The organism is Enterococcus sp. FDAARGOS_553, from assembly GCF_003812305.1.
GTDB classification, from domain to species: Bacteria; Bacillota; Bacilli; order Lactobacillales; family Enterococcaceae; genus Enterococcus_D; species Enterococcus_D gallinarum.
Genome location: NZ_CP033740.1, coordinates 2,290,045 through 2,309,725 on the forward strand (window position 1 = coordinate 2,290,045; position 19,681 = coordinate 2,309,725).

Below are 19,681 nucleotides of genomic sequence, written 5' to 3' on the forward strand. Positions count from 1 at the left end.
TAGGAGAGACTTGTTCGATGCAATTATATTTTACTCGTCATGGCAAAACAGAATGGAATCAAGCACGACGATTTCAAGGAATGATGGGCGATTCACCATTGTTGCCTGAAAGTTATAAGGAGATCCAGCTTTTGGGAGACGCAATCGCAAATGTTCCTTTTGAAAAAATCTATTCAAGTACCTCGTTACGTGCCCGTACAACCGCACAAGGGATAGTGGAAAGATTAAAGCAACCAGTCGAGATTGTTTATACAGAAGGATTACGTGAACTTGGACTAGGCGATTTAGAAGGGCAGTTCATTGATGAAATGCAGGCAAAATACCCGCAAGAGCTGGCTGATTTGCGCCACCATCTTGACCGTTATGACCCAACGATATTTCAAGGAGAGCCCATCGAAGATGCCCTGAAGCGCATTGAAACAGTGGTGATGACTGCTGTGCAAGCCCACAATGATCCGTTACTTTTTGTCGGTCATGGGGCCTCATTGACGGCAGCTATCCAATGGTTGGCCGGAAAAGAATTGGCACAATTGCGGGAACAAGGTGGTCTTGTTAATAATAGCTTGACCATTTTAGAGACAGGAGCAGATAAACAATTGCCTTTTGAGATAACCTGTTGGAATGATGCAAGTTTTCTAGAAAATCAAGACAGTTTAGATGCCTTACTATAGGTGAAAGGAGCGGCGTCGTGAATCCAGAAAGAACATTTTTTGTCGGCCATGTTGCCGCGATCTTTTTTCAAAATCCTAGCAATTTCTATAAGGTACTTTTAGTCAAAGTGACAGAAAATAATGCGGATTACAAAGAATCTGAGATCGTCGTCACTGGGAGCTTTGGTGAGATCCAAGAAGAGGAGAGTTACCGATTCTACGGTGAGTTAGTCAATCATCCTAAATATGGCGTCCAATTAAAAGTGGACAGCTATCAGCAAGAACAACCTACATCAGAGCAAGGTCTGATCAATTATCTTTCAGGAGAGAAGTTTCCTGGTATCGGTAAGAAGACGGCTGAAAAAATTGTGGGGCTTCTAGGAGATCAGGCGATCGATCGCATGTTAGAGGACCCGGTATTGTTGGAGCAAATTCCTGGATTGAATGAAAGCAAGCGAAAAATGATTCTTGATACGGTTCGACTCAATCATGGGATGGATCAAGTGATCGTTGGGTTAAGCCGCTATGGATTTGGTAGTCAGCTTTCTTTTGCCATTTACCAAGCATACAAAAATGAAGCATTAGAGATCATCCAAGAAAATCCTTATCAATTAGTCGAAGATATTGAAGGGATTGGCTTCAAACGGGCAGATAACATCGCCGATCAATTAGGAATTGAAGCCACCTCGCCCCAGCGCTATCGTGCGGCAGTTTTGCACCAGATTTTTGCCCAATCTTTACAGACTGGGAACACGTATATTCACGCACAAGATTTGCTCGAGCAAACACTTCGGTTGTTGGAAACGAGTCGACCCATCGAAATTCCACCGGATGACTTGGCAAATACGATTATTGGATTGGTAGAAGAAGGCAAGATCCAACAAGAAGAAACGAAGTTGTATGAAAACAGTCTCTATTTTTCAGAGTGGGGGATCGCCAATTCGATCCAACGATTATTAGCTCGCAAAAAAGAAATCAACTACCCCAAAAAAACAGTTGAAAAAACACTGCGAAAAATCGAGAAGCGATTAGGGATCGTCTATGGATCTTCCCAAGAAGAAGCCATCAAAGAAGCCATCCATTCCCCATTATTTATTTTGACTGGCGGACCTGGAACAGGGAAAACGACAGTAATCAATGGGATCGTTCAATTATTTGCTGAATTGAATGATCTTGATTTAGATCCCGCAAAATACACGGAAGAAATGTTCCCCATCTTGTTGGCAGCTCCTACAGGTAGGGCAGCCAAACGGATGAATGAGACGACGGGACTTCCCAGTGGGACGATTCATCGTTTGCTTGGGCTTAACGGCCGTGAGAAGACGCCTAGTGTCGCTGCGAAAGAACTTGAAGGCGGTTTGTTGATTGTTGATGAAATGTCGATGGTGGATACGTGGTTGGCTAATACATTGTTCAAATCGATCCCTACAAATATGCAAGTTATTTTTGTTGGCGACAAAGACCAACTGCCTTCAGTAGGACCGGGACAAGTGCTGCATGATCTTTTAGAAATCGAACAGATTCCAAAACAAGAATTGACCGAGATCTATCGTCAAGGAGATGGGTCAAGCATCATTCCATTGGCTCATGCGATAAAAAATGGGCAACTGCCTGCAGACTTTACCCAAAATCAAAGAGATCGCTCTTTCTTTGCTTGTGATGCTTACAAAATTGAACCGTTGATCGCACAAATCGTGCAACGGGCGAAAGCGAAAGGCTTCACACCGCAAGACATTCAAGTTCTAGCGCCAATGTACCGCGGAGCAGCAGGGATCGATGCACTAAACAAGATGATGCAGGAAATCTTTAATCCAAACGATGGGACCAAAAAAGAAGTCACTTGGAATGAAACAGTCTACCGGATCGGAGATAAAGTTTTGCAGCTGGTCAATTCGCCAGAAGACAATGTTTTCAATGGGGATATGGGACAAATCGTCGGCATTATTCCTGCCAAACAGTCAGAAGACAAAGTGGACGAATTAGTGATCCAATTCGATGCCACAGAAGTTACCTATAAGCGAAATGAATGGAATAAAATCACATTATCCTATTGCTGCTCGATCCATAAAGCGCAAGGAAGCGAGTTCAAAATGGTGATCATGCCGATGGTTCATCAATACCAACGAATGCTGCAACGAAATTTACTCTATACGGCAGTGACCCGCAGCAAAGAGCTGTTGATTTTATTAGGAGAACCCCAAGCTTATCAAACATGTGTGACACATGAGTCCGCCACTCGACTGACTACCTTGCAAGAGCGGATCAACGGCAGCGACGAGATGACACCTTTGCAACGTCAAAGGTTGGCACAGTTTGAAGAAGCAGATGATCCTTTCTCAGAGTCTAACTCACAGACAACAGCCACAATGAAAAGTGAAAAGAAAACAGATACTGCCCGTGAGCCGGTGAGCAGTAAGCAGTCGGTTCAGAAACAGGAACTTGATTTGTTTGCCACAACACCGAGTGAATCCATCATCGAAGAAACACTACCGGAAGGAACTATCTCAAAAGAACCGCTTTCGAGAGAATTGACAATCGAAATGGTTCAAAAAAATGTGGTTGATCCAATGATTGGGATGGAAAATCTTTCTCCATATGATTTTCTCGTCTCTTAAAAAAGAATTTTTTACAGTTAATGAAAATGAGCGCTTTCTTTTGGTTTTTTAGCGAAACATGCTAAGCTAATACCAAAAGGAGGCGTTTTCAAATGGCGAAAGAAACAGATGACAAATTAGAAAAATTAGCAAAAGAATCCAGCAATAACTTCAAGAAATTGGATGAGTTGGAGAAAGAATACAAACTTGATGAAAGTCCAGATGCCGAAAACGAGCAAGGAGAGGAAACCGAGTTAGAGAAAAAATTAGACAAAGTTCCGCCAGTTTGGGCACCAAACACAAATCCGACTAACCCAACCAATCCGAATAGTTCAGGAAGCATTTAAGGCTGAAATCAAAAAAACGCGTAAGAGGAGATTGCCTCTTACGTGTTTTTTATTGTAAATGCTGGTAATAATAAATGGCTAACTGGGTACGATCCCGAAGTTCTAATTTTTCTAATAACTTACTGATATAATTGCGGACCGTTCCTTCGCTGAGAAACAACGCTTGCGCAATTTCTTTATTGTTTTTTCCAGTGGCAATTTCCTTCAAGATCATTTTTTCTCGTTCTGAGAAATGAGTAGTCAAATAAGAGTCATTATTTTTTTACAGTGTAGGAAACTTCGTGACGATTTCAGCGCCAAACACTGCTTGGCCATTGTATGCAGCTTTGATAGAGGGTACAATAGCCGAAAGATTTTGCTTGATGAGATAGCCTTTGACTCCGAGATCCAAAGCTTCTCGTATATAGGCATCATCATCAAAAGTAGTTAAGAGTAAAATGACGGCATTCGGATCCCGGGTTAAAATCTTGCGAGCAGCATCTAATCCAGTCCCATCGGGCATCCGAATATCTGTTAGTATAATCGCAGGTTTTCTTTCTTCGTACAATGCAACTGCTTCTTTGGCACAATGACCAATGCCTGTTACCTCAATTTCGTTTGAAACTTCCAAGATGGTTTTTAATGATGCGGTAACTAGGGGATCGTCATCGATGATTACTACTTGGATCATTGGTCCTCCTCCTTAGGTAAAATAATCGTAAGTTGAAATAAATTCTCTTTTTCAAGGGCATGGAGTTGTCCGTTTACCTGGTTGATTCGCTGGCGCATCGTCTGCAAACCGATCCCGTGGGTGTGATTGAGCCTATCCTTTGGTTTGTCATTCTTGATTTGTAATCGATGAAAAGCAGGTAGTTGTTTAAAATCGCAAGTCACTTTTGTTGCTTGACTGTGCTTCATGACGTTGGTCAAGGCTTCTTTTATGATCGTGATTAGGACAGTTTGTTGTGTTTGAGAGAGAATACTTGGCGGTGTTCCTATTACCTCAACTGTACAAAATTGAAAGTCTGATAGCAAAAGATCTAATGCTTGTGGAAAAGGAAGCGAGTGATGATGTAAATCGTGAACACTTTCTCGGATGCGGTCCATACCCAAGTTCATGGTTCGGTTCAATTGATCCAATGGTAAGTGAAGTTGCTTATTTTGATTAATTGCTTGAATGGCACCTAATTGTAAGATGGCACTTGAAAGCAGATGACCAACATTATCATGGATATCACGAGCGATTCGATTCCGCTCTTCAGCGATCTGTAAGGCGACTTCTGTTTCTTGAGAGCTTTTAAGGTAGTCGTTTTGCTCACGCAATCGGCTCTCATTTTCCCAATTGGCATCTTGAGTCGAGTTGAATTTTTTTTGTAACGAATGAAATTCAAAACTATCGTTTCGCAAGTAAGAAGCAGAGTAGACCAAAAGCATCAGTATAATCCGTATCGGCCAAGAAGGAACCAAGGAAAATAAGAGTATACAAAGAATGAGCAGGAGGATCTTTTCTTGCTTTTCACCAATCTGGGCTGAACGAAAGACGCATGGGAAAAAATAGCTATAAATTGGCCAAACCAAACTAAGACCTATCAAAATGCCCAATGCCAGCCACGTTCCTTTTTTGAGTAGCAGACAGAGACCACTTAAGATGATTGTCGTCAAAAGATAGATTAAGTCTAGGGCTTGGAAGCCATTCAGGGACATTAGCCCTCCACAGAGAAGAAAATAAAAAACAACCTCATTAATCGACAATGGTTTATTCATATCTGGCTCCTAAATAATGACAAATGTCATTTTTGTTTTGGCGTATCCTCACTAGTTATTCTTTTCGCTTTTTATTATAGTCAGAATAAGAAGTGTTTGGAAAGGAGTTTTTTCGATGATTATTGAAATTGATAACTTGGTAAAACGTTATGGTGATTTTCTCGCATTGAATCATTTTAATTTGCAAGTCAGGGAAGGTGAAGTTCTCGGGCTTTTAGGACCTAATGGAAGCGGCAAATCAACAGCTATCAACTGTATGTTGTCCTTATTATCTTTTGATAAAGGGACTATTAAATTGTTTGGGGAAAAAATGTCACCGACAAGTTATGAAATAAAGCAAAAAATTGGCGTCGTTCCGCAAGATATCGCTGTATTTGAAGAGTTGACGGTCCACGACAATGTTGATTACTTCTGTGGTCTGTATGTTGCTGACAAGAAGAAGCAGAAACTATTGATCGAGGAAGTCATTTCGCTTGTGGGATTAGAAGAGTTCAAAGGATTCTATCCAAAACAATTAAGTGGTGGCTTGAAACGGCGTTTAAACATTGCTTGTGGCATTGCCCATAAACCACAACTGATTTTTCTTGATGAACCAACTGTTGCCGTGGATCCCCAAAGTCGGAACAAAATTTTGGACAGTATCAAAAAGTTGAATCAGCAAGGTGCAACAATTGTTTATACGACTCATTATATGGAGGAAGTCGAAATACTTTGTGATCAGATTGTGATCATGGATCAGGGACAAGTCATCGCGAAAGGAACAAAAGAAGAGTTGAAGGACATGGTTCGAAGTACGGAAAATCTTGTGATTGATATCCCTTTACTTCCAGATACAGCGATCGAATTTATCAAGTCATTGCCTCAAGTTCTTGAAACTGCCTATGATAAAGAGCGTTTGACGATCACAGCCAAAAAGATGAAAGAGATTCTTTTACCAGTACTAAGCTATTTTGAGGATGAACATATCGCATTTACTAAGATTCACACAGGAGAAGCAACATTAAACGATGTATTTCTGGAAATTACCGGTAAAGAATTAAGAGACTAGGAGGGAGATTATGTTTGGACACTTATATCGGTATCGCTTGAACGTTTTAGTTCGTAATAATTCCTTACTATTTTGGACATTGATCTTCCCGATTTTATTAGGGTTGATGTTTTCTGTAGCATTTAGCGAGATTGATCAAGCTGGAACGATCGAGACGATTCCCGTTGGGATTATCAAAGAAGAACAAAATCAGAAAACAAATGAGGGACAACTGACTCAGCAAGTCGCATTTATGAATGTTTTGAAGCAAACAAAATCTGGTGGAGAACCATTGTTTTCACTACAAGAAGTCTCTCCTCAAGAGGCTGAAAAACGATTAGATGCAGGGGATCTTGCTGGATATTATTCCTTTGAACAGTCATCGATCCAATTGGCTATTGCACGTACCGGTCTTTCTCAAACCATTCTAAAAAACATGATGGACCGATTTTTACAAAATACTGACCTGGCCAATAAGTTGGTGGCAATTGACTCTACTTTGACAGAAGACCAGCTCACATCTTTTCTAGTTGGAGAATCTTTTGTTCAGCAAGAAAATCAGACTAGAAACATGAGTATCAAAAGTTTTTATTTCTTTACCTTGGTGGGAATGGCTATTTTGTATGGATTCATGTGGGGGGTCAGAAACGCCCAAGACCAGCAAGCAAATCAGTCATCCAAAGGGATTCGCCTTTCGGTCATCCCCCGAAACCGATTGTTGGTTTTTTCAGCAAATATCCTTGCTGGATTCACGATATTTTTCTTAGAAGTTTTAGTGATTCTAAGTGTTTTTCATTTTATTTATCAAGTCGACTTCGGAAACCGCTGGCAGTGGTTATTCGTCCTATCCGCTTTTGGTGCATTGAATGCATTATTATTAGGAAATTTGGTTGGGAATTTGTTTCCTAATATGGGGCTGGCACAAAAAGAAGGATTGGGTGTGGCTGTTACAATGGCGATGAGTTTTTTTGCTGGTATGATGGGCTCCCAAGACATCAAATACTGGATCGATCTGCACATTCCGGTGCTAGGAAAACTGAATCTTGTCAACTTAATTAGTGAGAGTTTCTATCAGCTCTATTTTTATCGCTCACTAGAGGATTTCTATTTGAATCTTTTCTGGTTAGTAGCCTTTATGGTTATCTTAGCCTTTAGTAATCTAATGTTTGAAAGGAGGGTTCAGTATGTCGCTGTATAAAGCCGTTTTGAAAATTTTAAAAGCGAACAAAACAAATTTGTTGATTGCAATCATTGTAACTGTGATCATCACCTTCTTCTATGCGCAAAATACAGCAGCACCGGACGCAAAATTGGATCGGGGGACAATGACCATTGTTACAGAAGACAACTCTGCATTAAGTAAAGCACTGATTGACTATTTAAAAGAAGAACAAACGGTTGTGGAATTGTCTGATAAGAGCCAAAAATCGATTGATGATGCGCTGTATTTTGGAAAAATCGACTATGTTTTATTTTTGCCTAAAGATTTTACTACGAATATTGAAGCAGGTGTACCGTCAGCAATCGATGCACAATCTCGTCCCGATGCTTTTGCCAAAACATTGATTGAAGGGCAAGTAGATACCTTTTTGTCGACTTATACGGCTTTTTATCATGTAACTGGCAATAGGGAAGAGGCATTGAAAAATACGCAATCTTCTTTGGCCGCAAATGGCGAAGTAACGATTAGTCGTGGATACAGTGAACGGATGAATCAGCAATTCGGCAGCTTAGTATTCAATGCACTTGCTTACGGTTTGTTTCTTTCTATTTTTAGTGGCTATGGCGTGGTCAATCTTGTGTTCAATCGGAAAGAAATCCGGAATCGCAATCAAGTATCTCCTTTATCAACACGGCGGTTGAATCGAGTCGTTTCTATTGGTATGTTGGGGTATTCACTGCTTCTGACTAGTTGTTTTACAGCGGGACTACTCCTATTTACTCGTAGCACGTGGTCCGTCATGACCGGTTATCTAGTGATTAATCTTTTGTGTTTTTTCTTGCCGATTGTCACATTTTCAACGTGTGTTACGTCATTTGTCAAAAATAGTGAGGCGTTGAATGGAATTTCGAATGTGTATATTATGGGGAGCTGTTTTCTAGGGGGAGTTTTTGTTTCATCAGATTTTTTACCAGACTTTATTAGTAAGATCGCTTCTTTTACACCGACTTATTGGTTTGTACAAAACAATCAATTGATTGGGAACACCCTCTCAGTGAATGCGGATTTCATTACGAAATTCTGGTTGAACTGCTTGATATTGGTCTTATTTGCCTGTGCCTTTTTGATAATACAGTTCGTTTTGAAAAAAGACAGCCGCTGGTTTAATCAAAAAAGGGTTGCATGAGTCATAAAAAAATGATGCCGCTGACTCAACAGCGGCATCATTTTTCTAATCTCACTATTTCTAACTCCATATCAATTGTTTGGTGGTGGTTATGGTGATATCAAATGGCCGCTTACCCATTTCTTCGCCGTCTTCTTGACCATGCTGTGGTACTGTGGAGACGATTCGGAGCTTATTCGTAGATAAATGATGGAAGTAGCGAGATCTCATTTGTTTCTTGCAGGTTAGTAAGGCTAAAAGCCAAAAAATTTTGAACAAAGCGACTCGCTCAACGAGAACGAAATCGATCTTATCTTCGTTGAGGTTTGCTGTAGGTGCGATCGCCACACCGCCACCGAAGTAGGGGTGATTTGTCGTTGTGCACAAGAAAGCTTTTGTAAAATTCTATTGTTTTCCATTGGTTTCTACCAGAATGGGAAATCCTTTTTGCCGGAACAAGACATTCACTACTGCAGACAAGTAGGCAAATGAACCTAAATTGAACTTGTTTAAGTTTGATTTCGCAGCAGAATGATTTGCTGCGTAAACGATCGATGCATCTAATCCAATACCGATATTGTTGATTGCGAACCCAGTTTCATCTTGGATTTGATCATGATACTTGATGATCGTAACCGATTGAGGAGTAGCGGTCCCAGCGATTTTCCAAAATACTTGCTCTGGTTCCTTAGGTAAACGCATTCCTCTGGCAAAGTCATTCCCTGATCCTGCCGGAATGTAGCCTAGTGGAATATTTTTTTCTGATTCTTGAAGGGAGGAAACTACTTGATGTAAGGTGCCATCGCCACCGATCACCACCAGTAAGGGGTAAAGCATTTCTGAATTTTCTCGATAGATGTCATCCCATGGCAACAATACTTGTGCCAGTAAAGAAGTAGTAAGTTCCTGTTCTTGCCCGGCATATTCTGTATAGTAGAACTGATGGGGAAAACGCCGCTTCTTGACGATTGCTTCAATTTTTTTGGCTACTTTTAGGCCACGTCCACTGCCTGCTTCAGGGTTAACAACAAAATGATAATAATATTTCATACAATAAATGCTCCATCTAATCTAAAATCAATGCTGTTTATTATAGCACGATTGCTGACAAGTTTGGCTAGTGATGCTTAACTATTTTTTGACAAAAAAATAGATTCGACGAAAGGTACGTAACAACAAGCTACTATTTTCGGCTCTATAATTTATGGGACTGATGAATCAGAATTGATTCTTCAGCCCCATTTTTATTTTAGGTATTAAAAAACATATCGTTCTCTAGTATGATTAAATCACGACAAAATAAACAACTGAGAGGACGATATGCTATATGAATGATTCTATCAAAAAAATGCTGCGATTAATAGAGAAAGATTTGATGATTACAGAGGTCTCTTACGAGACCTTTCAGAAGAAAAAGACGTTGATCGTCGATGCTGTTTTCTCACCTGCTCCCCATACCTGTAGAAATTGTGGTTCTACTGTGGTAGATGGAAACGGGAAAGTAATTGTAGTGAAAAATGGGAAGAAGGAAACGATTGTCCGCTTTGAACAATACAATCACATGCCTTTGGTTATGCGCTTAAAAAAGCAGCGCTATACCTGTAAAAACTGTCGAACCCATTGGACGGCTCAAAGTTATTTTGTTCAACCCAGACATTCAATCGCGAATCATGTCAGATATAAAATTGCTTCTTTGCTGACTGAAAAAGTATCTTTATCTTTTATTGCGAAAAATTGTCAGGTATCTTTGACCACCGTTATTCGTACGTTGAAAGAGTTTAAAAGCTACTTACCAAAGCAATCTAAGAGGATTCTCCCCAGAGTATTGATGGTTGATGAATTTCGTTCGCACGCTTCCATAGAAGATAAAATGAGCTTTATTTGCGCAGATGGCGAAACAGGACAATTAATTGATGTCTTGCCTACGCGTAAATTGCCTCGATTAACAAGCTATTTCTTAGGCTGCACTAATCCTGAAGAAGTAAAATTTTTAGTCACAGACATGAACGCCGCCTACTTCCAGCTTACCAAACGTATTCTGCCAAATGCGAAAGTAGTGATTGATCGGTTTCATATTATCAAACACATGAATCAAGCCTTTAATGAGTTGCGTATCCGTGAAATGAATGAACTTCGTAAAGTAGGACAGAAAAGTCAGGCAGAAAAACTGAAAAAGAACTGGCGCTTTTTGCTAAAAAATCGTGCAAACATCAACCATTATGAATACAAAACATGGAAAAGTTTTCGATCACCAAAATACCCATTTCTTACGGAAGCGATGATGATTGATCGATTGCTTGGCTTTTCTACGTCCCTGAAGGAGGCGTATCCCTATTTTCATGAATTAGTTGAAGCCTTTCGAGACAAAGACCCTGACTTATTTTTCTCCTTATTGGCAGAACTTCCCGAAACGTTAGATGACGGCTTTCGGGAAAAGCTCCAAAACCTTCTGACCTATGAAGAAGGCATCACCAACGCGATGATCTATCCTTACACCAATGGAAAAATAGAAGCGAAGAATACCCATATAAAGACAATGAAACGAGTATCCTACGGATTTAAATCATTTGAGAACATGAGAATTAGAATCTTTTTGATCAATCAATTAATCAAAGTAAGATAACAAAAAATCTGAGCCAGAATGAGGTTCATTCTGACCCAGATTTGATTTTGTACAACCCATCAGTCCTTATTGACAAAGAGCCCTATTTTCGCTGTTGTTTTTGTGATCTAAGGTTCTTATGTCCACTATGATCACATCCGTATTGCTCACATTCGCCGAATCCTATTCAATTAGTAAGGAGTAACTCAAATTCCCACATCCTTTGTCTGTTTTTCTAAGTTGACAACAATTCTTTTCTTGCAGATCCTTCATCGTCTGCTTTACTGGGAATCCTTGCTCCTTACACTTATAGTATAGCACGAAAACGGATAGAAGCAACCGCTTACATGGTCTTTGTCACTATCTTTAGATAAATTTAAAGATATCAAAAGATAGCACTCTTGAACTTATTAGCCATTAAGTCGATGAACAATGAAGGTGTACGATTCCCCTCATAAGCAAACAGGAACTTAGAGGAAAATGAACAATTGAACGATTCACAGACATCAAGTTTACATGAAGTTGGTTTGACGAATAAAGAGACGGATGTCCGTCTCTTTGAGTTCTTTATCCAAGTTTATTCAATATAGCTGATGGAACATCATTAGGCGAGACTTCATCCCATCCCATTACTCCTTTATGATTATTTACATGTAATACAAGGTATGCATTCTCTTTTAGTGGCTTGTCTCCATAGGAATTAAAAGACACATCTTTTTCATTATTGTCTGATGTATAGCTAGCTAAGTTGTACTTGTATCTAAAGTGTTCTCTCCCGCTACCTCTACCAATCGAAACACGTTCACCTTTCGAAGTTATCTTAGTGTAGTAATCTGTCGTTCCATAAGATTGCTCATACCAGAACCAGCCTCCACCCATCAGAAGAAGGGTTACTACAGTAAAAGATAATAGTTTTTTCATATAAAATCATTCCTTTCGAGGAATAGATTACATCTATGAATAATGAAATAAATCAAACTAAAGGCTGAGAATAAGCGAACAAAATTGTAAGGAGGACAATGAGAATTAGTAGGAGAAGAAGAACAGAATGAATTGCGAGCAAATAAATACTCAATGCTCGTCTTTGGCCTGCCTGTTTTGCTGGAAGATTCCTATTCAAAGCAGAACCACCGTTTTAATGGTTATGTATTTAAAATATTCTAGTCATTTCCGGTATCTTTTTTAGCCTCGCTGATAGATAGATCGTTCCTCTTTCTTTTTTGTTGATTTTAACACTTTGCTATTTGACAAGTGGGTTGCTTTAGAAGGAGATTGTACGACCTTGTTACTGAAGAACAGCTTGGGGGAAAATTAGTTTTTTAGACTTTCATCCACAAAACATCCACATGAATTCTCCAATTTAATTGGACAATGGAAATCAATAAGAACCAAATCAATAATGTAAGCTTGATAAATCAGTAATCTTCTGTATAATAATTATTTGTGCGTAACGCATCGCGGTTCATCAACCATCCCGCGTAATCAAAACTCGGAGAAAGAAGGGATCAAATGGATAAATCATCCACTTTATCAAACCAGCGGTTGCGAGTTGTCGTCGCGAACGGTTTGATCATGGCACTGTATGTTGCAGTGACAGTCTTAGTCGCCCCAGTGGCTTCTGTTGCCATTCAATTTCGTGTCTCAGAAGGGCTGAATCATCTGGTAGTCTTTAACAGAAAACTGATGTGGGGTGTTTTTGGCGGAGTTGTATTGTACAATTTATTTTTTGGTATGGGAATTTTGGACGTCGTCTTTGGTGGAGGCCAAACCTTGCTTGCATTGTCAGCAACGGCGCTATTGCAGAAGAAAGTTCCGAATGTCTTTGTCCGTTTAGCGCTTAATACGATTTTCTTCTCGTTGAGCATGTTCTTGATTGCAATCATGCTGCATCTGACTCTCGCATTACCATTTTGGGCGACCTTTGGTACAACAGCGCTAAGTGAGTTGATTATCATGACAATCACAGCGCCTATAATGTATATCGTGAATACAGGTGTTCGCTTCGATAAGCGATTTTAATCAATCATTTGTTTTTTGCTTTGATGGTTCCCAAAAAACAAATAAAAAAAGATCATCTCTACCAAAACCTACGGTAGAGATGATCTTTTTTGTTATTCTGCATTCAAATCTTCAATTTCAACAACTTTGAAGTTTTTTGCCTCTAACTGATAAATGATCTTATCGCACAGCTCTTTTGACGTATTCGCTGGTAAAGTAATCAATGTCCGACGAATAAATTCATCCTTGCCGATGTCCAATGTGATACAGCTGGCAATACTGCTGTATTTCGCGATGATTTTTGAAATGATCGCTAAATCGCCTTGTGTGCCAGTTGATGCGATAGTCAGCACGTAGCTTCCTTGTTCGACATTCCAAGATTGAGACAGCATATTCAATAATGAACTGTGGGTCAAAATCCCATAGAACTCATTGTTTTCATCTAATACGGCAATGTATGGCAACTCTTTGATCGTGAAAAAGACTTTAAAAAATGAAGAATTGACATAAATAAATTTTGTCGCGTTTTTAAGCAGGTGTGTCACTGGTAATGTCATATCTCCACCATTCGATTTGTGACGATAGATGTGCATTTTATAGATGTTTCCCCGGAAGATTTTGCCGGATTCATCTAAGATCGGTACACAGCGATAGCCAGAATCTTCTAAAATTTCCAAGGCTTCTTCTAAAGTAGCTGTTTCTTTAATCGTAGTTAAGTCGCGTTTTTTGTAAACCATTGTTTTTAGTAACATAACAATTCCCTCCCAAATACCCAATTCACATCTCTATAATACCATAAAATCAGCGGAAACTATATTTTTGCGTGTCAAAATCTAAAATTGACACTTTCACTGAAAAATGGTATTTTTAACTTTGGAAAACTTTGTATAAAGGGGGAGGACATCAGAAATGGCAACAAAAAAAGCAGCTTTGGCTTGTTCTGTCTGCGGATCCCGCAACTATTCGAAATCAGTCAGTGAAGGAAAAAAAGGCGATCGCCTTGAAATTAACAAATTTTGCAAATACTGCAATCAATACACGCTACATCGTGAAACGAAGTAAGGAGGAATCTTGATGAACTTTATGAAAAATGTTTTTGCTGAAATGAAAAATGTTTCTTGGCCATCAAGAAAGCAATTACGCAGAGATACTTTTGTTGTGATCCAAACGACAATTATTTTTGCAGTGATGTTTTTTGTGATGGATACGCTGATTCAAACTGTTTTTGATTTGATTTTGAAATAAATGCTGCTGGATTATCAGCAACTAGTCAAGTAAAACAAATCGTGGTATAATTGATTCGAGGAAAAACTTCGGTGCAACTGAGGTTTTTTTATTTTACAAAAAGATAGGGAGACCGAATACAATGGAATCTTTTGAAAAAAATTGGTATGTCTTGCATACTTACTCCGGCTATGAAAACAAGGTGAAAGCGAACTTGGAATCACGGGCGCAAAGCATGGGGATGGGCGATTACATCTTTCGTGTTGTCGTACCAGAAGAAGTCGAAACGGAAGAAAAGAATGGGAAAAAGAAAGAGATCGTTCACAAAACTTTTCCAGGTTATGTCCTCGTCGAAATGGTCATGACGGATCAATCATGGTATGTTGTTCGTAATACACCAGGAGTGACTGGGTTTGTCGGCTCTCATGGAGCAGGAAGCAAACCAGCTCCGCTTTTACAAGAAGAAATCAACTCTATCTTACGTTCAATCGGTATGAGCACTCGAACAGTTGAATTGGAAGTGGAGATTGGTGAAACAGTTAAAATCATCGAAGGTGCATTCTCTGGATTAGAAGGACAAGTCGCTGAGATCGACGAAGAAAAACAAAAATTAAAAGTCAATATTGATATGTTTGGTCGAGAAACAAGTACAGAATTGGATTTTGAACAAGTAGATAAAATCTAAGTATAAAACTGTAGTGTTTTTTGTCAAAATAAGGTAAAATAAAATTGAAAATTGGTGATAGCGGACCGTTATTGGCCCGCTGTTTTTATCTCACGAAAAGAAAGCGTTTTATAAAAAAGGGGGTCCTATGAAGAAAATTCTCGCATCGATTTGTCAACGCCATTTTTTTGACCAACATTTGGAAAAAAGAGGTGTGATTTCCGTACATAATGGTTATAGTTTGTTGTTTGCTTTTAATTTGTTTTTGCTGCTTTCTGCCGTGATCTTTATGGAACCTCAAAAAGTGTTTCGTGAAATGCTTACAATCATGTTCTCGGAAAGCCATTTAGTAACGGATTACGTTGCGCTGACTTCTGTAGGTGGCGCACTGTTCAATGCGTCGATCATGACTTTTGTTGCGATCGCGGTCTGTTACCATTACCGAGTTCCGGTTACTGGAGGAATGATATCAGCCGTCTTCATGGTTACGGGGTATGGTTTGTTTGGCAAAAATCTGTTCAATTTTATTCCAATCTTCTTAGGTGTTCGTCTCTATTCCTATTTAATGAATCAACCCCTCAAAAAATATCTTCTCATTGCTTTGTACAGTTCCTCCGTTTCACCCATCGTTAGTTTTTTTGCATTCAATGACTCACTTCCAGCTTATTTCGGTAGCTTCATCGGTTATTTGATCGGTGTTTTGACTGGATTGATCATGGTTCCTTTAGCACTGCATTTTCAAGCATTATTTAAAAAAGTCAGTATCTATAGTGCCGGCTTTACTTCTGGCATGTTGTGTACGATGGTTGCAGGAATTTGCCGAATGTTTGGTTTTGATATCGAATTGCGAGCAATCGTTTCTAAAGGCTCCAATCTTCCACTGATTATTATGATGGTGTCGCTGTCTTTATTAATGATTGGCTATGGGTTAGCAATGGCTGTTAAACGCAAGCGGTTGAACATGCGGGCAATATGGTCTCATAGCGGCAAAATCGAATACGATATTTTACGTGAAAGTGGCGTTTATAATACGATGATTAATATGGGGTTAATGGGATTGCTGTTAATGAGTTATGTGAGTATACTAGGTGTCAACCTCAATGGTCCCATTGCAGGTGCGATGTTTTGTGTCATTGGTTTTTCTGCTTGTGGTGCCCATGTCTTTAACGCGCTGCCCTTATTTGCCGGTGTGCTATTAGCAAATACAATGAATATCTACGCAATGACTGAAACAGTAACCGTTACAGCGGCTATTTTTGCAATGATGCTCTGTGCGGTGACTAATGCTTACGGGTGGAAAGGGGGGATGATCGTGGGATTCATTCATACGTCGATGGTTTTGAATATCGATGTGCTTCATGGTGGATTGAATCTGTACAATAATGGTTTTTCCGGAGGGCTCGTTGCGATGATGATCATTCCATTGCTCGATTTTTTTCACAAATCGCGGACACCTCGATTTTTAAACGGAAGAAACAGTCCGGAGGCAAAGAAAAGGTAACCTATCAAGCAACGAGTAAAGAATGAAGTGTTCTTGAATAAAGAGTAAACATTAGCTATTGCTTGTTTCTTGTTTCAAAAGGGATTATACTAGACCCGATTTGGAGGGACTGTAAATGAAAAAATGGCTATTTCTATGTCTGGTTGTTTTGCTTAGCGGCTGTCAAGCAGCAACTCACTCAAATGTTTCAGCACAAAAAAGTACACAGAAGCCAACGGAGACAACGACTGTTTCGGCAGAAACATCAACCACCGAACCCGTTCAGAAAACGACCACGCCAACACTTTTTATTCATGGTTATCAAGGAGGTCCCGCATCATTTGGAGGGATGATACAGCGTTTTGCCCAAAAAGATTGGGTGAGCAATGAAATGGTTCTAACAATTTCACCAGATGGGACAGTTTCAACGGAAGGAGTGCTTTCTAAAAAAGCTGTAAATCCAACCATTCAGGTCTTGTTCGCTGACAATCAAAATAATGAATGGAATCAAGCAGAATGGATCCGACAAGCGTTGCTTTATCTGAAAAAGGAAGGAATAGAGCAAGTAAATTTAGTCGGACATTCCATGGGGGGAGTTAGTGGTTTTCGCTATCTCACAACATTTGGAGAGCTGAGTGCAGCTGGGGCTGAAGCACTGGATCCCGCATTGCCAAAAGTAGCTAAATTTATAGCGATCGGGGCGCCTTTCAATGAATTTATTGATACGAGTTCACGGCAGACTATCACTGATTTAGTGACAAACGGACCAACGGAGGCTTCTCCACGCTACCAGGAATTTCAAGGACTATTGAAGCAAGGGGGGCATCGACTCCCGATTGAGCTGATTGCTGGGCAATTATCTGATGAAGAGCTATCGGACGGCACTGTGCCGACCACAAGTGCCTTGGCGATCAACCACTTATTGGCAGCGAATGGCTATTCTGTGACTGAAAAAATCATTAAAGGATCACAGGCACAGCATAGTCAGCTGCATGAAAATCAAGAAGTAGATGAAGACATTGCTGCTTTTTTATGGGAGAAATAACTGATAGTCGTCAAAAAGCTGTAAGAATAACTATGATATAAGTTCTATCTGTTTTTTTTAGTAGTAGCAAATAGACAAAAATATCCGAATGATCGGAGATCGCTTATTCTTCTCGTGCATAGGTAACGAGGACCTGCAGAGCCGCGGGAGCTATCTAATGATCATTCGGATATGTTATTTTTTGAGACTCTTACATCTTTTAGTGTTCAGCGGCATCTAAAATTTGCGCTTGTAGACGTTGTGCTGTAGGCGTTGTGGCCAACCCGCCCTCGGCTGTTTCTTTAAAAATACTTGGCATTTGCCGTCCTACTTGGTACATCGCGTGGACGACCTCATCCGGAGGAATCACACTTTCGATTCCTGCTAAAGCCATATCAGCAGAAATAAATGCTTGTGAGGAACCGAGAGCATTTCGCTTCACGCAAGGAACTTCGACTAACCCAGCGACAGGATCACAAATCAATCCCATCATATTCTTTAGTGTAATGGCTACTGCTTGAGCAGCTTGATGTCCGCTCCCACCCTTAGCACAGACGAGGGCTGCTGCTGCCATGGCACTGGCAGAACCAACCTCTGCTTGACAACCGCCTTCTGCTCCGGATATCGAAGCATTGTTCGCAATGACTAGTCCGAAGGCTCCGGCAGTAAAGAGGAAATCGATTTGTTGAGAACGAGACAGCTGCAAACGATCGCGAACAGCCATCAGCACACCAGAGACAACACCGGCACTCCCAGCCGTAGGAGTGGCACAAATCAATCCCATTTTGGCATTGACTTCATTGACAGCAATGGCATTTTGAACGGCTTGCAAGATCGTCTCACCACTTAGAAAATCACCAGCCTGTATATAATCATTCATTCGTGTGGCATCGCCACCGGTTAATCCCGTCACAGAGGTCACTCCAGCAACGCCCTCGGCAACGGATTGTTCCATGACCGTCAGGTTTTTGTCCATTAGTGCAATGACTTGCTCGCGAGTGCGCCCTGAGTTTTCGCATTCGACCGCAATCATCATCTCTGCAATCGATGCATAATTTTTGCTTTGAAGAACAAGATCTTCAATCGTATAAAACATGACGAATCCTCCTTTAATCGAAATAAGCCGCACTATAAACGTGGGGCAGTGCTTTGATTTGTTGTGCCAATTGATCATTTCGTTCATCCACTTCAATGATCATAATGGCTTTTTCTCCTTTGGACTCTCGGGTAACAGTCATCGTACCAATATTGATTTGTGCCTCAGAAAGTAGATTCGTGACACGTGCGATCATTCCGGGAACATCTTGATGAACGATGACATAGGTAGGGGTACCTAAAGTCAATGAGATTTTAAAACCATTCAATTCAGAAATTTGTATATTCCCACCGCCGATTGAAATGCCGGTAACGGACATTTTGCGGTCACCTTTTTTTAAAATCATTTTGACCATATTCGGATGTTCGGCTTTTTCGTTTTTCGGAACAAAGAGTACTTCTAGACCTTGCTCATAGGCTAACTTTAATGAGTCAGCAAGGCGCTGATCATCGGGCTCCATTCCTAACAAACCGCCGACAAGTGCAATATCTGTTCCGTGGCCGCGATAAGTTTTCGCGAAGGACTCATACAAAAGGATATCGACACTGTCAGGCTGTTCGCCAAAGATGTGGCGCACGATTTTGCCAATTCGAGCAGCACCTGCGGTATGGGAACTGCTGGGTCCAACCATAATTGGTCCAATAATATCAAAGACACTTCGGTATTTTAAAGGTTCCATTCTATTCACCTCATTTAATTGATGGGAGAAATCCAGATGTAGTTTAGCATAAAATATGGAGAAATAGAGCAATGAGTGGAACTGTATGGGATTTTTTTAATCTTTTTTTTGTTTTACCGATTTTCTCCATAAAAAGCAAAAAAATTCGCTAAGAGTTCTTGCAAATTTCTTTTGAGATGCTATAATATCTCAGTGTGCATTATTCACACGTTTTTTGTGTGCGCAC

At 40.1% G+C, this 19,681-nt stretch carries 18 protein-coding genes and 2 pseudogenes; 13 read left to right on the top strand and 7 right to left on the bottom strand.

What is annotated here, in order from left to right; translation table 11 throughout:
* Positions 1-17 precede the first annotated feature (17 nt).
* The 3 genes from EGX73_RS11440 to EGX73_RS11450 all read left to right on the top strand — a co-directional run bounded on the left by EGX73_RS11440 (position 18) and on the right by EGX73_RS11450 (position 3,591).
* Positions 18-671, top strand: a complete 654-nt coding sequence (locus EGX73_RS11440) for a histidine phosphatase family protein (protein WP_041119100.1) — start codon at positions 18-20, stop codon at positions 669-671.
* A 17-nt stretch (positions 672-688) separates the two neighbouring features.
* The gene (locus tag EGX73_RS11445) at positions 689-3,265 is read left to right on the top strand and encodes an ATP-dependent RecD-like DNA helicase (RefSeq protein WP_003127050.1); all 2,577 of its coding nucleotides are present in this window, start codon (positions 689-691) and stop codon (positions 3,263-3,265) included.
* A gap of 92 nt (positions 3,266-3,357) precedes the next feature.
* Positions 3,358-3,591, top strand: a complete 234-nt coding sequence (locus EGX73_RS11450) for a hypothetical protein (RefSeq protein ID WP_003127051.1) — start codon at positions 3,358-3,360, stop codon at positions 3,589-3,591.
* 49 nt (positions 3,592-3,640) lie between these two features.
* On the opposite strand, the pseudogene EGX73_RS11455 reads toward EGX73_RS11450, so the two are convergent.
* Both EGX73_RS11455 and EGX73_RS11460 read right to left on the bottom strand, forming a co-directional pair.
* Positions 3,641-4,261 (bottom strand): annotated as a pseudogene (locus tag EGX73_RS11455) (response regulator).
* On the bottom strand, positions 4,258-5,334 hold the full coding sequence (locus tag EGX73_RS11460; RefSeq protein WP_003127060.1) for a sensor histidine kinase: 1,077 nt from the start codon (positions 5,332-5,334) through the stop codon (positions 4,258-4,260). The pseudogene EGX73_RS11455 and the gene EGX73_RS11460 overlap by 4 nt, the downstream one beginning before the upstream one ends.
* Positions 5,335-5,449: 115 nt before the next feature.
* Here EGX73_RS11460 and EGX73_RS11465 point away from each other — a divergent pair, with 115 nt between their 5' ends.
* Genes EGX73_RS11465 through EGX73_RS11475 form a run of 3 tightly spaced genes read left to right on the top strand, consistent with a single transcriptional unit; the run spans position 5,450 to position 8,709 of the window.
* A complete protein-coding gene (locus EGX73_RS11465; RefSeq protein WP_041119105.1) occupies positions 5,450-6,382 on the top strand; it encodes an ABC transporter ATP-binding protein in 933 nt (310 codons plus the stop codon).
* Between the two features lie 10 nt (positions 6,383-6,392).
* Positions 6,393-7,559 carry an ABC transporter permease gene (locus tag EGX73_RS11470; protein WP_041119106.1) on the top strand — a complete coding sequence of 389 codons (1,167 nt, stop codon included), beginning with the start codon at positions 6,393-6,395 and terminating at the stop codon, positions 7,557-7,559.
* Complete coding sequence (locus tag EGX73_RS11475) at positions 7,546-8,709, top strand: ABC transporter permease (RefSeq protein ID WP_123866953.1); 1,164 nt, start codon at positions 7,546-7,548, stop codon at positions 8,707-8,709. The genes EGX73_RS11470 and EGX73_RS11475 overlap by 14 nt, the downstream gene beginning before the upstream one ends.
* A gap of 60 nt (positions 8,710-8,769) precedes the next feature.
* Here the strand turns inward: EGX73_RS11475 and EGX73_RS11480 are convergent.
* Positions 8,770-9,738, bottom strand: a pseudogene (locus tag EGX73_RS11480) (diacylglycerol kinase family protein).
* Between the two features lie 277 nt (positions 9,739-10,015).
* On the opposite strand from EGX73_RS11480, the gene EGX73_RS11485 reads away from it, so the two are divergent.
* On the top strand, positions 10,016-11,311 hold the full coding sequence (locus tag EGX73_RS11485) for an ISL3-like element ISEfa5 family transposase (protein WP_123866709.1): 1,296 nt from the start codon (positions 10,016-10,018) through the stop codon (positions 11,309-11,311).
* Positions 11,312-11,857: 546 nt separating this feature from the next.
* Here the strand turns inward: EGX73_RS11485 and EGX73_RS11490 are convergent.
* Positions 11,858-12,211, bottom strand: a complete 354-nt coding sequence (locus EGX73_RS11490) for a YxeA family protein (RefSeq protein WP_041119112.1) — start codon at positions 12,209-12,211, stop codon at positions 11,858-11,860.
* 588 nt (positions 12,212-12,799) lie between these two features.
* On the opposite strand from EGX73_RS11490, the gene EGX73_RS11495 reads away from it, so the two are divergent.
* Positions 12,800-13,309 (top strand): QueT transporter family protein, encoded by a 510-nt coding sequence (locus tag EGX73_RS11495; protein WP_041119234.1) that lies wholly within the window; start codon positions 12,800-12,802, stop codon positions 13,307-13,309.
* 92 nt (positions 13,310-13,401) lie between these two features.
* Here the strand turns inward: EGX73_RS11495 and cbpA are convergent, their stop codons facing one another.
* Positions 13,402-14,040, bottom strand: coding sequence for a cyclic di-AMP binding protein CbpA (gene cbpA / locus EGX73_RS11500; RefSeq protein WP_003127068.1), 639 nt, complete (start codon positions 14,038-14,040; stop codon positions 13,402-13,404).
* 157 nt (positions 14,041-14,197) lie between these two features.
* Between cbpA and rpmG the strand changes: the two genes are divergently transcribed.
* The 5 genes from rpmG to EGX73_RS11525 all read left to right on the top strand — a co-directional run bounded on the left by rpmG (position 14,198) and on the right by EGX73_RS11525 (position 17,701).
* Positions 14,198-14,350, top strand: a complete 153-nt coding sequence (rpmG, locus tag EGX73_RS11505; RefSeq protein ID WP_005472365.1) for a 50S ribosomal protein L33 — start codon at positions 14,198-14,200, stop codon at positions 14,348-14,350.
* 12 nt (positions 14,351-14,362) lie between these two features.
* Positions 14,363-14,533: a preprotein translocase subunit SecE gene (secE, locus tag EGX73_RS11510; RefSeq protein WP_003127070.1), complete on the top strand. Its 171-nt coding sequence runs from the start codon at positions 14,363-14,365 to the stop codon at positions 14,531-14,533.
* 121 nt (positions 14,534-14,654) lie between these two features.
* The gene (nusG, locus tag EGX73_RS11515; protein WP_003127071.1) at positions 14,655-15,197 is read left to right on the top strand and encodes a transcription termination/antitermination protein NusG; all 543 of its coding nucleotides are present in this window, start codon (positions 14,655-14,657) and stop codon (positions 15,195-15,197) included.
* Between the two features lie 127 nt (positions 15,198-15,324).
* Complete coding sequence (locus EGX73_RS11520) at positions 15,325-16,677, top strand: DUF1576 domain-containing protein (protein ID WP_003127072.1); 1,353 nt, start codon at positions 15,325-15,327, stop codon at positions 16,675-16,677.
* A gap of 115 nt (positions 16,678-16,792) precedes the next feature.
* Positions 16,793-17,701, top strand: coding sequence for an alpha/beta hydrolase (locus EGX73_RS11525; protein ID WP_003127074.1), 909 nt, complete (start codon positions 16,793-16,795; stop codon positions 17,699-17,701).
* 199 nt (positions 17,702-17,900) lie between these two features.
* Here EGX73_RS11525 and sdaAA read toward each other — a convergent pair whose 3' ends face one another.
* On the bottom strand, positions 17,901-18,776 hold the full coding sequence (gene sdaAA / locus EGX73_RS11530; RefSeq protein WP_003127075.1) for an L-serine ammonia-lyase, iron-sulfur-dependent, subunit alpha: 876 nt from the start codon (positions 18,774-18,776) through the stop codon (positions 17,901-17,903).
* 13 nt (positions 18,777-18,789) lie between these two features.
* Positions 18,790-19,455: an L-serine ammonia-lyase, iron-sulfur-dependent subunit beta gene (gene sdaAB / locus EGX73_RS11535; RefSeq protein WP_021151063.1), complete on the bottom strand. Its 666-nt coding sequence runs from the start codon at positions 19,453-19,455 to the stop codon at positions 18,790-18,792.
* Positions 19,456-19,681 lie beyond the last annotated feature (226 nt).